Source organism: Stenotrophomonas sp. 109824_Sma (assembly GCF_056480025.1).
The window spans coordinates 439,151-456,206 of record NZ_CM151078.1 but is presented as its reverse complement, the minus strand read 5'-3'; the positions used below and the strand labels follow the sequence as shown (position 1 = coordinate 456,206).

The following is a 17,056-nucleotide window of genomic DNA, read 5'->3' as shown; positions in this document are numbered from 1 at the left end:
CGCATGATCCTGGCTTCCCGCGAACGGCATCGGCATTGGCCACGCCGCTTGACCCTGGCCCTGTGCCTGCTGGCCGCACCGGCCTTTGCACAGGCGGCACCGCTGCCCGACCCGGGCGCGCCGCTGCCCTATGTGATCGGCCTGCACGAGGCCTACCTCACCCCGCAGTACTGGGCCGCGCGCCTGGACAACGCCGACGTGCCGATCCTTGACCGCGGCCAGATCGAGGCACAGAACGTGCGGATGCAGGCGCAGGACAGCCACATCCAGGACATCGCCGCATTGCCAGCCCAGCTTGATGCGGCGACGGTGCGTGCCAGCATCACCGCGCTGTCGAGCTGGCCCAGCCGCACCCTGTACAACGACAAGGGCCAGGCCATCGCGCCGGCAGTGCGCAGCATGATCGAAGCCAACCTCGGCCTCGATGCGATTCCCACGCAGGTGGCACCGCAGTATGGGCTGGTGGTAAAGCGCGCGGCACTGCGCACCTTCCCCACCCGCGAGCGCGTGTTCAGCAGCATCGGCGACACCGACATCGATCGCTTCCAGGAATCGGCGCTGTTCCCCGGCGACAAGGTTGCCGTGGTCCATCGCAGCGCCGACGGCCGCTGGCTGTTCGTGCACAGCGAGCGCTACAGCGCGTGGATCGAAGCCGAGGCCATTGCCAGCGGCGACAAAGCCACCGTGCTCGGTTATGGCGCCAAGGGGCCGTACCGGATCGTCACCGGCTCCACCGCGCAGACCGCCTACACCCCGGAAGAGCCGCGCGTCTCGCGCCTGCAGCTGGACATGGGCGTGCGCTTGCCGGTGCTGGCCGACTGGCCGGCCGCCGAACCGGTGAACGGTCAGCAGGCGCATGCGTCGTGGGTGGTGCAGTTGCCGGTACGCGAAGCCGATGGTCGGTTGAAGCTGGTGCCGGCGCTGCTGCCACGCTCGCAGGACACCGCCGCCGACTACCTGCCGCTGACCCCGCGCCTGCTGCTGCAGCAGGCCTTCAAGTTCCTCGGCGAGCGCTACGGCTGGGGCCACGACTACGACACCCGCGACTGCAGCGGTTTCGTCTCCGAGATCTACCGCAGCTTCGGCGTGCTGCTGCCACGCAATACCAGTGCACAGGCGGTCAGCCCTGCCCTGGATCGCCTGCCGTTCACCGGCAAGGACGGCAAGGCGGTGCGCGACCGCGCCGTCACCGACCTGCAGGTGGGCGACCTGGTCTACATCCCCGGCCACGTGATGATGGCCATCGGCCACGTCGACGGCCGTACCTGGGTCATCCACGATACCGCGGGCGGCAGCTGGTTCGGTGCCGACGGCACGCGCGTGCAGGCCCATCTCAATGGTGTTTCGGTCACTCCGCTGGAACCGATGATGGCCAGCGATACCGTCCGCTACATCGACCGCATCACCAACATCCAGCGCCTGCGGGCCAAGACTCCTGAATGAAGATCACCGCCATCGAACTGGGCATGCTGCGCGTGCCGTTGAAGACACCGTTCAAGACCGCCCTGCGCACGGTGGAGACCGTGGAAGACGTGGTGGTGCTGATCCGCACCGACACCGGTCACACCGGCTACGGTGAAGCCCCGGCCACCGCAGTGATCACCGGCGATACGCACGGCTCGATCATCGAAGCAATCCGCCACTTCATCGCGCCGCGCCTGATTGGCCAGGACGTGGTCAACCTCAACCGCCTGTGTGGGCTGGTGCAGACGGCGATGGAGCGCAACACCAGCGCCAAGGCCGCGGTGGAAATCGCGCTGTATGACCTGTGGGCGCAGCTGCACGGCGCACCGCTGTACCAGATGCTCGGTGGCGGCGACCCGGTGATCACCACCGACATCACCATCAGCGTGGACTACATCGACAAGATGGTGGGCGACTCGCTGTCGGCGATCGAACGCGGCTTCGAGTCGCTGAAGATCAAGGTCGGCAAGGACATCGGCCTGGACATCGAACGGGTCAAGGCGATCCACGCCGCGGTGGAAGGCCGCGCCCTGCTGCGGCTGGATGCCAACCAGGGCTGGACCGCCAAGCAGGCGGTTCACGCGATGCGCACGCTGGAGGAAGCCGGCGTGGTCCTTGAGCTGCTCGAGCAACCGGTGAAAGCGGCCGACATCAGCGGCCTGAAGTACGTCACCGACCGCGTCAACACGCCGGTGATGGCCGACGAAAGCGTGTTCAGCCCGAGCCAGGTGATGGACCTGATCCAGCAGCGCGCGGCCGACATCATCAACATCAAGCTGATGAAGACCGGCGGCCTGTCCAACGCGATCCGCATCGCCGACATCGCCGGCATCTACGGCGTGCCGTGCATGATCGGCTGCATGATCGAGTCCAGCATCAGCGTGGCTGCGGCCGTGCACCTGGCCGTGGCCAAGAGCGATGTGATCACCAAGGTTGACCTCGACGGCCCCTCGCTGGGCCAGTTCGACCCGGTCAGCGGCGGTGTGCATTTCAACGAATCGGAGATCAGCATCAGCGACGTGCCGGGGCTGGGCATCACCGAAGTGCGTGGGCTGGAGATGCTGGGGTGATCTCTGCCTTGCGGCTGACGCTGCGTGTCACTGACGTTGGGTCGCGCGTTACTTTTCTTTTCGCGAAAAGAAAAGTAACCAAAAGAAACGCTCCGCCATCCGCGAGCCGACGTGCTGCGCACGCCGGTGCCCTGCGCTCCTCGGTCCGTCGAGGGACGGCGCGGAACTCGCTACGCTCAGACACCCGCGCCTCTTCGCCCCCGCCGGACCTGCGGTGCTCGGCTCGCTTGAAGGCGGACTCAACGTCAAAGGCAACAACCGCACTCCATATCCTCTTCGCTGCTGGCACCCGCCCGACCCATCCCATGACACGCTCCACGCAGCCAACCGCAACGCGCCTATCCATGCCCGGACACCCCGCATGCCGCCCCTGCTGAAGATCCGTTCCGAGCGCGGGCAGATGTCGGCCATCGAGCGCCGCATCGCCGACTTCATCCTCGACAATGCCCACCTGCTGCGTGACTACTCGTCCCAGCAGCTGGCCAGCGCACTGGGCATCAGCCAGTCCAGCGTGGTGAAGTTCAGCCAGAAACTCGGCTTCAAGGGCTATCCGGACCTGAAGTACTCGATCGGCCAGGATGTGGCTCGCGCCGGTGCCGATCCACAACAGGCCCCCAGCGAACCCGACAGCGGCGACGACTACCTGCGCCTGGGCGAGGCCCTGCGCCGCAGCAAGGCGCAGGCCGAAGAGGAAACACGGCAGGCCAATCCACGCGATGAAATCGAGCGCATCGTGCAGCTGCTCGACGGCGCGCCCAAACTGTTCGTCTACGGCCTGGGTGACGACGGCCTGTATGCCCGTGAGTTCGCCATGCGGTTGTCGCTGCTCGGCCTGCTGGTGGTACCGCACACCGACCCGATCCTGATGCTGGCCAACCTGTCCGCCGCGCGCCCCGGCGATGTGCTGCTGGTGTTCTCCGAGTTCGGCAACCTGCCCCAGCTTTCGCAGCTGTCGCGCCAGTTCCAGGACATGGGTGGCAAGGTGATTTCCATCACCCGCCACACCGCCAACCCGCTGCGCGCGCATGCTGATGCGGCACTGGTGGTGTGTGCGCACGACCGCACGCCGCAGGTCGCGCAGCTGCTGTACCGTAGTGCCATGCACGCCCTGCTCGATTTCCTGTTCGTGCTGCTCTGCCACGCCAATCCGGACCGCCAGCAGCAGCTCGCGGTGAACCTGGAGCGGATCGACCACCTGCTGGATTCCTGACCGGAGCGCATGTTCATGATATCGCTGGTCCGCCTTGCCACCACCGCGCTGCTGCTTGCCGCGGCGGTGTCCGTCCACGCCGCGCCACTGGACGGCGCGCGCCAGCTGATCGTGGTCACCAGCGAAGGCTGGGACAGCACCGAGGGGCAGCTGCAGGCCTATGTGCGCGACGGCAAGGGCTGGCACACGCATGGACAGGCGTTCCCGGTGGCGCTCGGCCGTACCGGCAGCGCCTGGGGCCTGGGCCTGCATCCGGCACAGGCCGATGGTCCGCAGAAACAGGAAGGGGATGGCCGCAGCCCGGCCGGCATATTCGCGCTCGGCAGTGCATTCGGCTATGCCGTCACTCGTGCTGGCACCGCGATGCCCTACCAGCCGATGCTGGACAGCAGCTACTGCATGGACGTGCCCAGCTCGCCGTTCTACAACCGCATCGTCGATGAGAAGAAAGTCGGCAGTGCGGCGGTCAAGGGCTCCACCGAGCCAATGCGGCTGGACCTGCACAACAAGGGCGACGTGCGCTACCGGGAAGGCTTCGTCATCGCCCACAACCCGGACAACCAGCCCGGCAAGGGCAGCTGCATCTTCGCCCACCTGTGGCGCACGCCCGGTGAGGCCACCGCCGGCTGTACGGCCATGCCACAAGAACGCATGCAGGCGCTGATGAACTGGCTGCGCCCGCAGGACGCGCCGCGCTTCGTCCTGCTGCCGCGTGCCGAGTACAAGCGCCTGCAGGCGCAGTGGCAACTGCCCGCGCTGGCCGGAGACGCCCGTTGAGCGCGCAGGACGAACCGCAGCTGCAGCGCGCGGTCAGCCGCTGGCAGATCGTCGGCCTGTCGATCAACGATGTGATCGGCAGTGGCATCTACCTGCTGCCGGCCGCCACCGTCGCTCTGCTCGGCCCGTTCAGCCTGTGGGGCGTGGTCGCCGCTGGCATCGTCGTCGCGCTGCTGGTGCTGTGCTACGCGCAGGCCGCCAGCTATTTCGACGAGCCCGGTGGCAGCTACCTGTATGCACGCGAGGCGTTCGGGCGATTCGCCGGGTTCGAGATTGGCTGGATGATCTGGCTGACCCGCATCAGTTCGGCGGCCGCACTCAGCAATGCGCTGGCCGATGCGGTCGCGCGCTTCTGGCCGTGGGCCGGCGCCGGCATGGGTCGCATCGCGGTGATCGTGGTGTCGCTGGGCTTCCTCACCGGCGTCAACATCATTGGCGTGCGCTCGGCTGCGCGCACCGGCGTGGTGCTGGTGATCGGCAAGATGCTGCCGCTGCTGCTGTTCGTGGCCATCGGTGCGTTCTACATCGATCCACAGCTGGCCTTCTCCGGCCAGCGCCCGGACCCGCACGACCTGCAGCGCATGGGCGAAGCCGCGTTGCTGCTGCTGTACGCCTACGCGGGCTTCGAGAACATCCCGGCCGCCGCCGGCGAGTACCGCAATCCGCGCCGTGATATTCCGTTCGCACTGATCACCATGATCATCACCGTCACCGTCATCTACGGCGCGGTGCAGGTGGTGGCGCAGGGCACGCTGGCCGGCCTGTCCAGCTCGGCGACGCCGCTGGCCGATGCCGCCGCCGGCTTCGGTGGCGAGGCACTGGCACTGATCCTGACCATCGGCGCCACCATCTCCATCCTCGGTACCAACAGCAACACGATGATGATGGGCCCACGTTTCCTGTTCGCACTGGCGCGCGATGGCTACGGGCCGAAGATCCTGGCGCAGGTGCATCCGCGCTTCCACACCCCGGCAGCATCGATCCTGTGCCAGGGCCTGATCGCACTCGGCCTGGCCCTGTCCGGCTCGTTCGTGCAGCTGGCCCTGCTGTCGATGACCACGCGCCTGTTCGCCTACATCGGCACTGCCGCGGCGGTACTGGTACTGGCCAAGCGCTACGCCGACCGCCCCGGTGCGTTGAAGTTGCCGGGTGGCCCGCTGATTCCGGTGCTGGCGCTGCTGCTGTGCCTGGCGCTGTTCGCCAGTGCCAGCTGGCAGAACATCGCTGCTGCACTGGTCGCGTTCGCCATCGGCGCGGTGATCTACAAGCTGCCGCGCAAGGATGCCGACGCTGGGTGAGCGTAGCGCCGGGCCATGCCCGGCGGATTGATCTGGCGATCACGCTGCGGGACCGGGCCGTTAACCGCCACGCAGGCACGATCAGGCTTCGTCCACAACGGAGCCCTTCCATGACCGAGTACCAGATTCCCGGCCGCGTACCGGACGACAGCACACCGCGCGACGCGGTCAGCAACTACTGGCGTGAGCGCTACACGGCCGAGCCTTACTACGACGACCAGTTGTTCTTCGAGGACTACGAGCCGGCCTACCGGATCGGCCACGCAGCGCGTGCGCAGGACATGATCCGCGCCTACGAGGAAGTGGAACGCGAGCTCGAATCACGTTGGGCCAGCGAACGTGGCCGCAGCCGCCTGGACTGGGTGCAGGCACGCAACGCGGCGCGTCGTGGCTGGGAGGAAGCTCAGCTGGCGGATCCGCGGTTGAAGCGATAGCGCCAGGCTGCTTTAGAGCCGAGCCTACGCTCGGCTCCACACCGGATCGATCAATCCTGCTCCGGCAGCGGCTGCACGATCGCACTGCGCTTGATCTCGCCGCCACCGGCGGCGATCAGGTCGCGGGTGTTCTTCTGCACCGCCACCGCACCGAACAGCGACAGCGCGTACGCCATGCCATAGAAGCCCTTCTCGCTCGGCGCCAGCGTGGCATTCCACAGGCCGACCAGCAGCAGCATCAGCGCCGACAACAGCGCGAACCAGCACAGCGCGTAGTACAGGCCACTGACCGGAATGCCCTCGACGCGGTCGCGCACGCTCTTCTGCAGCGACACCGCCGCGAACAGGCCGAACAGCAGCAGCGTCAGGTAGTAGCCCTTCTCGTTGAGCGCCATCGTGGCGGCGTTGAACAGGCCGATCAGGTAGGCCGCCGCACCCAGCAGCAGGGCCACCCAGGAGGCGGCAATGAAGGCGGTGGACGGCTTGTGGGGCATGGCAGTGTTCATTGCAGATCCTTGGCAGGCAGACGGGCACGCTTTGCCCGGGCGTGCCCACCCTAGACGATCCCGCTGCCGTCGCACAGGGGGGCGCAGGACCTTCGGGCCACGACGGTCACCGCTGCAGTGGTATACAAGGGACAGCCCGGCCATCCGCATCCCCGCCCTGGAGATACCCATGACCCGCACGCCCCTGCTGCTCGCCCTCGGCCTCGTGCCGATCCTCGCCACCTCCGCCTGCAATGCGGCCGACCCCGCCGCCAACGGCGGCGCCCAGGCTGCTACGCCGGCAGCCACACCGGCTGACCAGCGCCCATTCACCGCCACCGAGATCAGCCGCTTCGACCAGCCGTGGGCAATGACCTTCCTGCCCGATGGCAGCCTGCTGGTCACCGAAAAGCGCGGCAAACTGCAGCACCTGGACCTGGCCAGCGGCCAGAAACAGGAAATCACCGGCGTTCCGAAGGTTGCCTACGGTGGCCAGGGTGGTTTCGGCGACATCATCCTGCACCCGGACTTCGCCCGGAATCATGTCATTTACCTCAGCTACGCCGAGGAAGGCACACTGGATACCCGCGGTGCTGCCGTGGCCCGGGCCACGCTGGCGCTGGACGCCAGCGGCGCTGGCCAGCTGAAGGACCTGAAGGTGATCTGGCGGCAGAGCCCGAAGGTCAGCGGTGAGGGCCACTACGGCCACCGCCTCGCCTTCGGCCCGGACGGCAAGCTGTGGATCAGCTCCAGCGAGCGGCAGAAGTTCGATCCGGCCCAGGACATGGGCAGCAACCTCGGCAAGATCATCCGCCTCAACGACGATGGCAGCCTGCCCGCCGACAACCCGTTCGCCTCGCAGGGCGGGGTTGCCGCACAGGTGTGGTCGCTGGGCCACCGCAACATCCTGGGCATGGCCTTCGATGCCAACGGCAAGCTGTGGGCGCACGAGATGGGCCCGGCCGGCGGCGACGAACTGAACCTGATCGTGCGCGGCGCCAACTACGGCTACCCGATCGTTTCCAACGGTGACCACTACGACGGCCGCCCGATTCCCGACCACGATACCCGGCCGGAATTCGCCGCCCCGAAGGTGACCTGGACGCCGGTGATCTCGCCTGCCGGCTTCGTGATCTACAGCGGCAGCCTGTTCCCGCAGTGGAAGGGCAGCGGCTTCATCGGCGGCCTGTCGTCCACGTCGCTGGTGCGCGTAGCCTTCGATGGCGACAGCGCGCGCGAAGCCGAGCGCTTCAACATGGGCGAGCGCATCCGCGAAGTGGAACAGGGCCCGGATGGCGCGCTGTGGCTGCTGGAAGATGGCAGCAAGGCACGCCTGTTGAAGCTCACGCCGAAGACCTGATGCTCCGGTAGTGCCGGCCGCTGGCCGGCATGTTTGTCCGCAACGGCCCCGCACGCGGGGCCGTCCGCATTCACTGGATGGTGATGACCTTCACTTCGGTCTGCGCACAGGCCTTGTCCAGGCACTGCCCGTTCAACCACACCTGGCCATCACCGATCATCACGCCCTGCTGGTTGACGAAGACCTTGCCGAAGTCCTGTTCGGACACCGCCTTGACCACCGCCGGGGTGATGATCTTCTCGTAGTTGCGCTGGAACTCACCGGGGCCGGTGATCTTCTTTCCGCCGCTGATGTTCAACGGGAAGCGCACCTCTTCCACCACCGCAGCGCGATCACCGCCGACCACCGCGGTCTTGAACGCGTTGAAGACCTTTTCATACTGCGCGGCATCACCGAGCACGCTCTCGATTCGCGCACGTGCATCTTCAGCAGGCGCGTCCGCTGCAGGGGTAGCCGGTGCAGCTGCAGCGGGTTCAGCAGCAGGCATCGCCGGTTCAGCCGCAGGCGTCGCAGCAGCACCGACCTCCATCGGCGGCGGCGCATCCACCGCAGGCTCGGCCGGCGGCGCCGGCTGCGAACAGGCCGCCAGCAACAGGGCGGGAATCAACACAGCGATCGTGCGCATGCGGGGCCATCCATCGGTTCAAGAACACCGATGGTAGCGCCGCCGCAGTGAGGACAACAAAAAGGGGACGGAGGGGATTAAGTCGTTTTGGCACAAACGACTTAATCCCCTCCGTCCCCTTTTTGCGTTGGTCAGGCCTTCAGCAGCTCGAACTGCACGGCGTCACCTGCCGCCGACGAGGCGCAGACCCACAGATCGAAGTGGCCCGGCTCGGCACGCAGCACGCCGTCGCGGCCGGTGAAGGCCAGCTGCTCGCGGGTCAGGGTGAACACCACCTCAGCCGACTCACCCGGCTGCAGCGCCACCTTGCGGAAGTCCTTCAGTTCGCGCACCGGACGCACGCGGCTGGCCACGCGGTCGTGGATGTACAGCTGCACCACTTCCTCGCCAGCCACGTCGCCGCTGTTGGTCAGCGTGGTGGTGATGGTCAGGGTATCGTCCCAGCCAAGCTGGGCTGCACTCAGCTGCGGCACGCCATAGGCGAAGCTGGTGTAGCCGATGCCATGCCCGAACGGATACAGCGGCTCGTTCGGAATCTCGCGCCAGCGGGCCTTGAACTCCGACATCGTCGGCAGTTCCGGGCGACCGGTGCGCGGGTGGTTGTAGAAGTAAGGCTGCTGGCCGGACACCTGCGGGAAGCTGACCGGCAGGCGGCCGGACGGGCTGTAATCGCCGAACAGCACATCAGCCACCGCATGGCCGGTCTGCGTGCCCAGGTACCAGGTCACCGCCACGGCCTGTGCATTGCGCACCGCGCCCTGCAGTGCCAGCGCGCGACCATTGCGCAGCAGCACCACCAGCGGCTTGCCGGTCATCGCCACGGCCTCGGCCAGCGCCTGCTGTGCCGGCGGCAGGGTGATCTCCACGCGCGACTGCGCTTCACCGCTGTAGCGCTGCGGTTCGCCCAGCGCCAGCACCACCACGTCGGCGCGCAGCGCGGCCGCCACGGCCGCTTCGGTGCCGCCCGGAATCGCGGCTTCCAGATCGCAACCCGGCACGATCTCCAGCAGCGCCTCGTCGCCGATGGCGGCACGCACGCCGGTTTCCAGGTCCACATAGCGCTGCTTGTCGCCGAACAGCGTCCAGCAGCCTTCGATGTTCTCGCGGTCCTGCACGAAGGGGCCAATCAGCGCGATCTTCTGCCCGGTCTTCTGCAGCGGCAGCACGTTGTCACGGTTGTTCAGCAGCACGATCGAACGGCGCGCGGCATCGCGCGACAGTGCGTCATGTGCGGCAATGTGCGAGGTATCCGCTTCGCGCGCCGGGTCCAGCGAACGGTACGGATCGTCGAACAGGCCGATGGTCTCCTTCAGCCACAGGATGCGGCGCACGCCTTCATCCAGCACCGCCATCGGCACGTCGCCGCTCTCGACCAGGCCCGGCAGGTGTTCGGCGTAGAAGCCGCTCTGCATGCTCAGGTCGAGGCCGGCGGTGAACGCCTTGGCAGTAGCATCGCGGTCATCGGCGGCATAGCCGTGCGCGACCAGTTCCATGTCGGCGGTGTAATCGGAGATCACCACGCCCGGGAACTTCCACTCACCGCGCAGGATGTCGGTCAGCAGCTCGGCATTGGCGCTCGCCGGCACACCATTGATGTCGTTGAACGAGGACATCACGGTGATCGCGCCCGCATCGAAGGCGGCCTTGAACGGCGGCAGGTGCACGTCGCGCAGGGTCTGCGGCGAGATGTCCACCATGTTGTATTCCATGCCCGCCATCACCGCGCCGTAGGCGGCGAAGTGCTTCGGCGTGGCCAGCAGCGAATCGGCGGCGCGCAGGTCGCTGCCCTGGAAGCCACGCACGCGGGCGGCGGCGAACGCACACCCCAGCACCACGTCCTCACCGGCACCTTCGGCGCCACGGCCCCAGCGCTGGTCTCGGGCGATGTCCACGGCCGGGGCATAGGTCCAGTGCAGGCCAGCAGCGGTGGCTTCGATGGCGGTGGCGCGCGCAGTGCGCTCGGCCAGCTCCGGCTCGAAACTAGCGGCCTCGCCCAGCGGAATCGGGAACACGGTACGCATGCCGTGGATGACGTCGGCGGCCAGGATCACCGGAATGCCCAGGCGGCTCTCCTCGGTGGCGACCTGCTGGATGCGGCGGCCCAGCTCGGCGCCCACGCCATTGAACAGGGAACCGACCTTGCCCTCGCGCACCTGCTGCAGCACCTGGTCGGCATTGCGCACGTTGGCTTCCGGGTTCACGTCCGGGGCGAACGGGCGGACCATGTCCGCGAAGACACCCAGCTGGCCGACCTTTTCCTCGACGGTCATCTGGGCAATGAGGGATTCGATGCGATCGGAGGCCACCAGCAGTCCTTGATGAAAACGTTTACAAGCCCGGCATTCTAGCGATCCCGAGCCATTTGGCGAGAGGTTTCGTCGTTCAGTTTCAGCCACCAGCGGGGTCCGTATGGCCCCGCCGGGGGCACCGCAGCTTACTCCGAGCCGCCCAACTGGCGCTGCCCGGCCATCAACATGGCGTCGCTGGAGGCCTGGAACACCCGCAGGCCGAACGCCGGCAGGATCGCCAGCAGGTGGTCGAAGATGTCCGACTGCACCGCCTCGTACTCACCCCAGGCGGTGCTGCGGGTGAAGCAGTAGAGCTCCAGCGGCAGGCCCTCGGTGGTCGGCTGCAGCTGCCGTACCAGCAGGGTCATGTCGGTATGGATGCCCGGATGGCTGCGCAGGTAGCGCTCCACATACGCACGGAAGGTGCCCAGGTTGGTCACCCGGCGGCTGTTGACCTCGGCCACGCCCTGCTCGCGCAGGCGCCCGTTCCACTGCCCCAGTTCCTGCTCCTTGGCCTGCAGGTAGTCACGCAGCAGCGCGAATTCGCCGAGGAAGGCCAGGTCGCCCTCGTCCAGGAAACCGACGCTGTGCTGGTCCAGGTACAGCGCGCGCTTGATCCGGCGGCCCCCGGCCTCCTGCATGCCGCGCCAGTTCTTGAACGACTCGGTCACCAGCTTCTTGGTCGGGATGGTGGTGATGGTCTTGTCGAAGTTCTGCACGGTGATGGTGTGCAACGCGATATCGATGACGTCGCCATCGGCGTTCTGGCTGGGCATCTCGATCCAGTCGCCGATGCGCACGCGGCCATCGCCACTGATCTGCACGCTGGCCACCAGCGACAGGATGGTGTCCTGGAAGATCAGCATCAGCACCGCCGTGGCCGCGCCCAGGCCGGTCACCAGCGGGCCCAGCTTCACCCCCAGCAGGGTGGCGACGATGGACAGGCCGGCGGCCACGAACACCACGATCTTGACCACCTGCAGGTAGCCCTTGATCGGCTTGTTGCGCGCATCGGGCTTGCGCTCGTACAGGCTGTTGGCCGCGTCCAGCGCATGCGAGAACGCCATCGACACCGTCAGTACGGCCCACACGATGCACAGCTTGATGATGACGTTGACCAGGCTGGGCGGCAGGTCGGGGATGAGGGTGATGCCCGAGGCGATCACCTGGCTGGGCACCACGTTGGACAGGCGCGAAATCACCCGCATCAAGTGGCTGCCGCGGCCGGACTCGGCGCCCGGCAGGCGCTGCAGCAGGCGCCGCAGGCCACGCACCAGGATGCGCTTGGTCACCCAGTTGGCCAGGCCCGCTGCGATCAGCAGGGCCGAGATCATCAACGCCAGGTAGGCGCCGGGATAGGGTTCCAGTGTGTTCTGCAGCCGTTCCAGCCACTGTACCGCCACCACCGCGTCCACCATCCGTTGTCTCCTTGCTTTGTCGTTGTTGTTGGGGTTGCCGGCCAGCGGCCGGCACTACCGGGTCAGTCCCGCGAGCGCTCGATGATCACGCCCACCGCGCGCGCGCCGCGCACCGCGCCCGGCTTGCTCAGCTTCAGGCGCAGCCACTTCACCTCGAATTCGTCCAGCACGATCTGTGCGCAGCGCTCGGCCAGGGTCTCGACCAGACCGAACTCCGATTCGCGCACGAACTGCTCCAGGCGCTTGCTGACCGCCTTGTAGTTCAGGGTGTGGGCGATGTCGTCGGTGGCCGCGGGGCGACGGTTGTCGAAGCCCATTTCCAGATCGAACACCAGGTCCTGGCGGATCCGTCGTTCCCAATCGTAGATACCGATCAGGGCGTCGATCGTCAGCCCCTCGATGAAAACCTTGTCCATTGCGCTTACCAGCCCGAGTACAGGGGGCCATGGTAACGGCACGGCGGTGAGCCTGCCCGGAACGGGCGGTGGGTGGCCGGCAGGGGCGCGGCTCCAGAAAAGACAAAGGGCCCTGCTAGCGGGGCCCTTTGGTACTACCGTTTGTCCCCGGGGGGAGCTGTTGAACAGCTGCGGGTCCCGGTGGCGCAGGCACGCAGATTAGGCAAGGACCCGATCGCCGGTCAAGGCCAATTCCGACAGGGCAGGTCAGGTAGTCGTCCGAGGCCAAACGCAGAGAATCAGCCGCGCGGACAACGACGTTCCCTGATGGTGGTCGCCGCCCACTCTCGCGAACATCGATTCCTCCTTCACCACCGCACATGACGATGGCTCCACACGATGTACTGCGGCGCGCGTTGTCAGCGGAGCGTCTGTCCACTTACGAGCGAATCGCATCGACCTGCAGCCCCGACGTCACAGCCGAATCCCTGTACCTCTGGAACATGCGGATGTGCGGTGCACTGATGATGCCGGTCCATCTGTGCGAAGTGGTCACCCGTAACGCCGCTGCTACCGTGCTCGCCCGGCAGCATGGCCCGCGTTGGCCTTGGAATGATGCCTTCCGACGCAGGCTGCCAACCTCGTCCTGTACTTCCGCACGTGCAGCACTGGAACAGGTTGCTGGCCGCACGACCGATACACCCGAAATCGTCGCCAAGCTGCCGATGGTGTTCTGGCAGCAGCTTTTCACCTGTCGCTTCGACGCCACGCTGTGGATACCCGCACTCAACGGAGTTCTGCGGCATGCACCCTCAGCTCATCCCAGCGTCATCAGAAAAGCCATCCACGCTGACATCGGACGCATTCGCCTCCTGCGCAATCGGATCGCCCACCACGAACCCATCCTGGAACGCGATATCGGTGCCGACCTGGCGGCGATCGGGCGGCTGATCCATGCGCGCTGCCCGCATACGCTGGGCTGGTTGCAACGCCATGAGCGGGCGACGACGGTATTGGCGGCGTCGCCGTTGGCAGGGCGCCCGTAATGCGTCCGCCGGGTATGGCCCGGCGCTACCGGTTCCGGGGCTCACACCGCCGGCAGGGTCGCCATGTCCCAGCGCGGGGTCACATCCACCTTCGGCGGGCTGTGCTGGCCGGCCTGCAGGCGCAGCGCACCGGCGAAGGCGATCATCGCGCCGTTGTCGGTGCACAGTGCCGGCCGCGGGAAGCAGGCACGGCCGCCGAGACGCTCGGCCATCTGCTTCAGGCGCGCACGCAGGCGCGTGTTGGCACCGACGCCACCGGCCACGACGATCACGTTGGTGCCCGCCGCTTCCAGCGCGCGCTCGCACTTGATCGACAGGGTCTCGACCACCGCGTCCTCAAAGCCACGGGCGATGTCGGCACGGGTCTGCTCGCTCTGGTCACTGTCGCGCCAGGCCATCAGGACCTGGGTCTTCAGGCCAGAAAAGCTGAAATCCAGCCCCGGGCGGTCGGTCATCGGCCGCGCGAAGCGGTACGCGCCCGGCGTGCCCTGCTCGGCCAGCCTGGCCAGCTGCGGGCCACCCGGGTACGGCAGGCCCATCAGCTTGGCGGTCTTGTCGAAGGCCTCGCCGGCCGCGTCGTCCAGGGTCTCGCCCAGCAGGCGGTACTGGCCGATGGCGTCCACCGCCACCAGCTGGGTGTGGCCACCCGATACCAGCAGCGCCACGAACGGCGCTTCCGGCGGATCGTCCTCCATCAGCGGGGCCAGCAGGTGGCCCTCCATATGGTGTACGCCCACCGCCGGGACCTCCAGCGCCCAGGCCAGCGAGCGGGCCACACCCGCGCCGACCAGCAGCGCGCCGACCAGGCCGGGGCCGGCGGTGTAGGCCACACCATCGATATCGCCCACGCCCAGGCCGGCGTCAGCCAGGGTCTGGCGTACCAGTGGCAGCAGCTTGCGGACGTGGTCGCGGCTGGCCAGCTCGGGCACCACACCGCCGTATTCGGCGTGCAGGGCGATCTGGCTGTAGACCGCATGGGCGCGCAGGGCCGCGCTGCCGGCCAGGTCGGTGTCATACACCGCCACGCCGGTCTCATCACAGGAAGATTCGATGCCAAGGACTCGCATGCCTGCTATTATGACGCCCCTGCCGCCCCCTCGGGGGACGTGCAGATCTCACTGCTTTCGAACCCCCGGCCCGTATTCAGGGTTGGCCGCTTGCAGTTTGTCGTTTCGCCGCTATAATGTGCGGCTCGCCGGGCGTGACCCGGTTCTACTGTGTCCCGGAGATTCCATGCCCAGCGTCAAAGTCCGCGAGAACGAGCCCTTCGAGTTTGCTCTTCGCCGCTTCAAGCGCACTTGCGAAAAGGCCGGTGTGCTGGCCGAAACCCGCAAGCGCGAGTTCTACGAAAAGCCGACCCAGGAGCGCAAGCGCAAGGCCGCCGCTGCTGTGAAGCGTCAGCTGCGCCGCTCGTCGCGCGACGTCACCAAGCGTCAGCGCCTGTACTGATCGGACGCATCTTCATTGCGACGGGCTTGCCTGTCGCGATGGAGCCGAAGCCGGCACGCGCGAGCGTCGCCGGCTTTTTGCGTTTCCGGGTTCGGGCATCCGCCCCGCCCCACCTACCACCACGAGGTTCCTCATGAGCATGAAGCAGCAGCTCACCGAAGACATGAAGGCCGCCATGAAGGCGGGCGAGAAGCACAAGCTGGGCGTGATCCGCCTGATCAACGCCGCCATCAAGCAGCGCGAAGTGGACGAGCGCATCGAGCTGGATGACACCGCCGTGATCGCCGTGCTCGACAAGATGGTCAAGCAGCGCAAGGACTCGGTCAGCCAGTTCGAAGCCGCCAACCGCGAAGACCTGGCCGAGATCGAGCGCGCCGAGATCGTGGTCATCGAAGCCTACCTGCCGGCCAAGATGGGCGAAGCCGAGATCGTGGCCGCCATCCAGGCCGCCATCGCCGAGACCGGTGCCGCCGGCCCGGCCGACATGGGCAAGCTGATGGGCGCGCTGAAGCCCAAGCTCGCCGGCCAGGCCGACATGGGCCTGGTCTCCAAGCTGGTCAAGCAGCAGCTGGCGTAAGCCATTGCCGGGGTCGGATCCCTTTCGCAACGCGAAAGGGCCCTGACCCCAATGTGGAACTGGCAGGGTCGGATCCCTTTCGCTCGCGAAAGGGCTCTGACCCCATCGATGCACCCGCTTCACCGCCTCTTCGACCCCCGGCTGCTACAACACCCTCATGGTCGAGCAATCGCACTCCCCCGACGACACGCGCCCCCACGGTTTTCCCGCCCGGCTTCGCCACTACGCTGACCGACTGCAGGACAGCTTCCCGATGGCCGTCGCCAAGCGCTTCGTCGAAATCGACGTGCTGACCCAGGCCGCCTCGGTCTCCTTCTACGCCCTGCTGTCGATGGCACCGTTGCTGGTGCTGCTGCTGTGGCTGACCGCCTCGCTGTACCCACCGGCACAGCAGACATTGATCAGCCAGATCGGTTCGGTGGCCGGTAGCAGCGTGGCGAGTGTTGCCGATACCGTGCTGCATAACGCCAACAGCCAGCCCAGCGTCGGTTCGCTGGCCGGGCTGTGGAGCACCCTGCTGCTGTTCGTCGGCGCCACGGCGGTATTCGCCCAGCTGCAGAACGCGCTGAACCGGATCTTCCACACCAGCGGCCAGCGCCTGGAAGGCGTCAAGGCCTGGCTGCGCAAGCGCGTTTTCTCGTTCGGTGTGGTGCTGGCGCTGGGTTTCCTGCTGATCCTGTCGATGACCGCCACCACCGCCCTGCAGGTGGTGTTCGCGCAGCTGCCTTCGGTACTGCCGGCGATCGGCTACCTGACCTCGCTGCTGCTGTATACGCTGGCCTTCGCCTTCCTCTACCACTACCTGCCGGACCGCCGCGTGGCCTGGCGCCAGGCCTTCATCGGCGGCGCCATCACCTCGGTGCTGTTCACCCTCGGCCGCTACGGGATTGGCGTCTACATCGCCACCGTGGCCCCGGGCAGCGCCTACGGTTCGATGGGCGCGCTGGTGATCTCGCTGGTCTGGATCTACTACGCCACTGCCGTGTTCTTCGTCGGTGCTTTGATGACCGCGGTGATCGACGAACGCCAGCACGCACGGACGCAGCTGGCCAGGGCCGGCGTCGACGCCGAACAGGCCAGCCCCGGCACCGCCAGCGAGTAAACTAGGGGGAATCCGCCGCCCCTGCTGCGCGCCCTGGCGGCCGCGCCCTGCCCTGTTG

The 17,056-nt window shown here is 67.0% G+C and carries 17 protein-coding genes; 11 read left to right on the top strand and 6 right to left on the bottom strand.

What is annotated here, in order from left to right; translation table 11 throughout:
- Positions 1 to 3 precede the first annotated feature (3 nt).
- The 6 genes from ACZK1G_RS02100 (at position 4) to ACZK1G_RS02075 (ending at position 6,253) form a co-directional block, all read left to right on the top strand.
- On the top strand, positions 4 to 1,443 hold the full coding sequence (locus tag ACZK1G_RS02100) for a C40 family peptidase (protein WP_049444538.1): 1,440 nt from the start codon (positions 4 to 6) through the stop codon (positions 1,441 to 1,443).
- Complete coding sequence (locus ACZK1G_RS02095; RefSeq protein WP_049444537.1) at positions 1,440 to 2,534, top strand: dipeptide epimerase; 1,095 nt, start codon at positions 1,440 to 1,442, stop codon at positions 2,532 to 2,534. Before ACZK1G_RS02100 ends, ACZK1G_RS02095 begins: the two co-directional genes overlap by 4 nt.
- A gap of 361 nt (positions 2,535 to 2,895) precedes the next feature.
- Positions 2,896 to 3,744, top strand: a complete 849-nt coding sequence (locus ACZK1G_RS02090) for a MurR/RpiR family transcriptional regulator (protein WP_049444535.1) — start codon at positions 2,896 to 2,898, stop codon at positions 3,742 to 3,744.
- A gap of 15 nt (positions 3,745 to 3,759) precedes the next feature.
- Positions 3,760 to 4,521, top strand: a complete 762-nt coding sequence (locus tag ACZK1G_RS02085) for a L,D-transpeptidase family protein (protein WP_049444595.1) — start codon at positions 3,760 to 3,762, stop codon at positions 4,519 to 4,521.
- The gene (locus ACZK1G_RS02080; protein WP_049444533.1) at positions 4,518 to 5,819 is read left to right on the top strand and encodes an APC family permease; all 1,302 of its coding nucleotides are present in this window, start codon (positions 4,518 to 4,520) and stop codon (positions 5,817 to 5,819) included. Before ACZK1G_RS02085 ends, ACZK1G_RS02080 begins: the two co-directional genes overlap by 4 nt.
- A gap of 110 nt (positions 5,820 to 5,929) precedes the next feature.
- Positions 5,930 to 6,253 carry a hypothetical protein gene (locus tag ACZK1G_RS02075; RefSeq protein ID WP_101764800.1) on the top strand — a complete coding sequence of 108 codons (324 nt, stop codon included), beginning with the start codon at positions 5,930 to 5,932 and terminating at the stop codon, positions 6,251 to 6,253.
- A gap of 50 nt (positions 6,254 to 6,303) precedes the next feature.
- Here the strand turns inward: ACZK1G_RS02075 and yiaA are convergent, their stop codons facing one another.
- Positions 6,304 to 6,759, bottom strand: a complete 456-nt coding sequence (gene yiaA, locus ACZK1G_RS02070) for an inner membrane protein YiaA (RefSeq protein ID WP_101764799.1) — start codon at positions 6,757 to 6,759, stop codon at positions 6,304 to 6,306.
- Positions 6,760 to 6,928: 169 nt separating this feature from the next.
- Between yiaA and ACZK1G_RS02065 the strand changes: the two genes are divergently transcribed.
- Positions 6,929 to 8,098 carry a PQQ-dependent sugar dehydrogenase gene (locus ACZK1G_RS02065; RefSeq protein ID WP_101764798.1) on the top strand — a complete coding sequence of 390 codons (1,170 nt, stop codon included), beginning with the start codon at positions 6,929 to 6,931 and terminating at the stop codon, positions 8,096 to 8,098.
- Between the two features lie 70 nt (positions 8,099 to 8,168).
- Here the strand turns inward: ACZK1G_RS02065 and ACZK1G_RS02060 are convergent, their stop codons facing one another.
- The 4 genes from ACZK1G_RS02060 to folB all read right to left on the bottom strand — a co-directional run bounded on the left by ACZK1G_RS02060 (position 8,169) and on the right by folB (position 12,845).
- Positions 8,169 to 8,723 (bottom strand): hypothetical protein, encoded by a 555-nt coding sequence (locus ACZK1G_RS02060; protein WP_049444525.1) that lies wholly within the window; start codon positions 8,721 to 8,723, stop codon positions 8,169 to 8,171.
- A 131-nt stretch (positions 8,724 to 8,854) separates the two neighbouring features.
- Complete coding sequence (locus tag ACZK1G_RS02055) at positions 8,855 to 11,029, bottom strand: glycoside hydrolase family 3 N-terminal domain-containing protein (protein ID WP_101764797.1); 2,175 nt, start codon at positions 11,027 to 11,029, stop codon at positions 8,855 to 8,857.
- 128 nt (positions 11,030 to 11,157) lie between these two features.
- Positions 11,158 to 12,429 (bottom strand): mechanosensitive ion channel family protein, encoded by a 1,272-nt coding sequence (locus ACZK1G_RS02050; protein WP_101764796.1) that lies wholly within the window; start codon positions 12,427 to 12,429, stop codon positions 11,158 to 11,160.
- A 62-nt stretch (positions 12,430 to 12,491) separates the two neighbouring features.
- Positions 12,492 to 12,845, bottom strand: a complete 354-nt coding sequence (gene folB / locus ACZK1G_RS02045; protein ID WP_014035740.1) for a dihydroneopterin aldolase — start codon at positions 12,843 to 12,845, stop codon at positions 12,492 to 12,494.
- A 359-nt stretch (positions 12,846 to 13,204) separates the two neighbouring features.
- Here folB and ACZK1G_RS02040 point away from each other — a divergent pair, with 359 nt between their 5' ends.
- Positions 13,205 to 13,870: a hypothetical protein gene (locus ACZK1G_RS02040; RefSeq protein WP_101764795.1), complete on the top strand. Its 666-nt coding sequence runs from the start codon at positions 13,205 to 13,207 to the stop codon at positions 13,868 to 13,870.
- Positions 13,871 to 13,911: 41 nt separating this feature from the next.
- On the opposite strand, the gene tsaD is transcribed toward ACZK1G_RS02040, so the two are convergent.
- Positions 13,912 to 14,937, bottom strand: a complete 1,026-nt coding sequence (gene tsaD / locus ACZK1G_RS02035) for a tRNA (adenosine(37)-N6)-threonylcarbamoyltransferase complex transferase subunit TsaD (RefSeq protein WP_049444518.1) — start codon at positions 14,935 to 14,937, stop codon at positions 13,912 to 13,914.
- A 166-nt stretch (positions 14,938 to 15,103) separates the two neighbouring features.
- Here tsaD and rpsU point away from each other — a divergent pair, with 166 nt between their 5' ends.
- The 3 genes from rpsU to ACZK1G_RS02020 all read left to right on the top strand — a co-directional run bounded on the left by rpsU (position 15,104) and on the right by ACZK1G_RS02020 (position 16,998).
- Positions 15,104 to 15,319 carry a 30S ribosomal protein S21 gene (gene rpsU, locus ACZK1G_RS02030; RefSeq protein ID WP_002808376.1) on the top strand — a complete coding sequence of 72 codons (216 nt, stop codon included), beginning with the start codon at positions 15,104 to 15,106 and terminating at the stop codon, positions 15,317 to 15,319.
- Positions 15,320 to 15,452: 133 nt separating this feature from the next.
- Positions 15,453 to 15,896, top strand: a complete 444-nt coding sequence (locus ACZK1G_RS02025) for a GatB/YqeY domain-containing protein (RefSeq protein ID WP_049444516.1) — start codon at positions 15,453 to 15,455, stop codon at positions 15,894 to 15,896.
- 157 nt (positions 15,897 to 16,053) lie between these two features.
- Positions 16,054 to 16,998 carry a YihY/virulence factor BrkB family protein gene (locus tag ACZK1G_RS02020; RefSeq protein ID WP_101764794.1) on the top strand — a complete coding sequence of 315 codons (945 nt, stop codon included), beginning with the start codon at positions 16,054 to 16,056 and terminating at the stop codon, positions 16,996 to 16,998.
- The last annotated feature ends 58 nt before the right edge of the window (positions 16,999 to 17,056 follow it).

Excerpts from the sequence above, each read along its gene's own strand:
- ACZK1G_RS02100 (WP_049444538.1), top strand. The coding sequence starts at position 4 with ATGATCCTGGCTTCCCGCGAACGGCATCGGCATTGGCCACGCCGCTTG.
- ACZK1G_RS02095 (WP_049444537.1), top strand. The coding sequence starts at position 1,440 with ATGAAGATCACCGCCATCGAACTGGGCATGCTGCGCGTGCCGTTGAAG.
- ACZK1G_RS02090 (WP_049444535.1), top strand. The coding sequence starts at position 2,896 with ATGCCGCCCCTGCTGAAGATCCGTTCCGAGCGCGGGCAGATGTCGGCC.
- ACZK1G_RS02085 (WP_049444595.1), top strand. The coding sequence starts at position 3,760 with ATGATATCGCTGGTCCGCCTTGCCACCACCGCGCTGCTGCTTGCCGCG.
- ACZK1G_RS02075 (WP_101764800.1), top strand. The coding sequence starts at position 5,930 with ATGACCGAGTACCAGATTCCCGGCCGCGTACCGGACGACAGCACACCG.
- yiaA (WP_101764799.1), bottom strand. The coding sequence starts at position 6,759 with ATGAACACTGCCATGCCCCACAAGCCGTCCACCGCCTTCATTGCCGCC.
- ACZK1G_RS02065 (WP_101764798.1), top strand. The coding sequence starts at position 6,929 with ATGACCCGCACGCCCCTGCTGCTCGCCCTCGGCCTCGTGCCGATCCTC.
- ACZK1G_RS02060 (WP_049444525.1), bottom strand. The coding sequence starts at position 8,723 with ATGCGCACGATCGCTGTGTTGATTCCCGCCCTGTTGCTGGCGGCCTGT.
- ACZK1G_RS02050 (WP_101764796.1), bottom strand. The coding sequence starts at position 12,429 with ATGGTGGACGCGGTGGTGGCGGTACAGTGGCTGGAACGGCTGCAGAAC.
- folB (WP_014035740.1), bottom strand. The coding sequence starts at position 12,845 with ATGGACAAGGTTTTCATCGAGGGGCTGACGATCGACGCCCTGATCGGT.
- ACZK1G_RS02040 (WP_101764795.1), top strand. The coding sequence starts at position 13,205 with ATGACGATGGCTCCACACGATGTACTGCGGCGCGCGTTGTCAGCGGAG.
- tsaD (WP_049444518.1), bottom strand. The coding sequence starts at position 14,937 with ATGCGAGTCCTTGGCATCGAATCTTCCTGTGATGAGACCGGCGTGGCG.
- rpsU (WP_002808376.1), top strand. The coding sequence starts at position 15,104 with ATGCCCAGCGTCAAAGTCCGCGAGAACGAGCCCTTCGAGTTTGCTCTT.
- ACZK1G_RS02025 (WP_049444516.1), top strand. The coding sequence starts at position 15,453 with ATGAGCATGAAGCAGCAGCTCACCGAAGACATGAAGGCCGCCATGAAG.
- ACZK1G_RS02020 (WP_101764794.1), top strand. The coding sequence starts at position 16,054 with ATGGTCGAGCAATCGCACTCCCCCGACGACACGCGCCCCCACGGTTTT.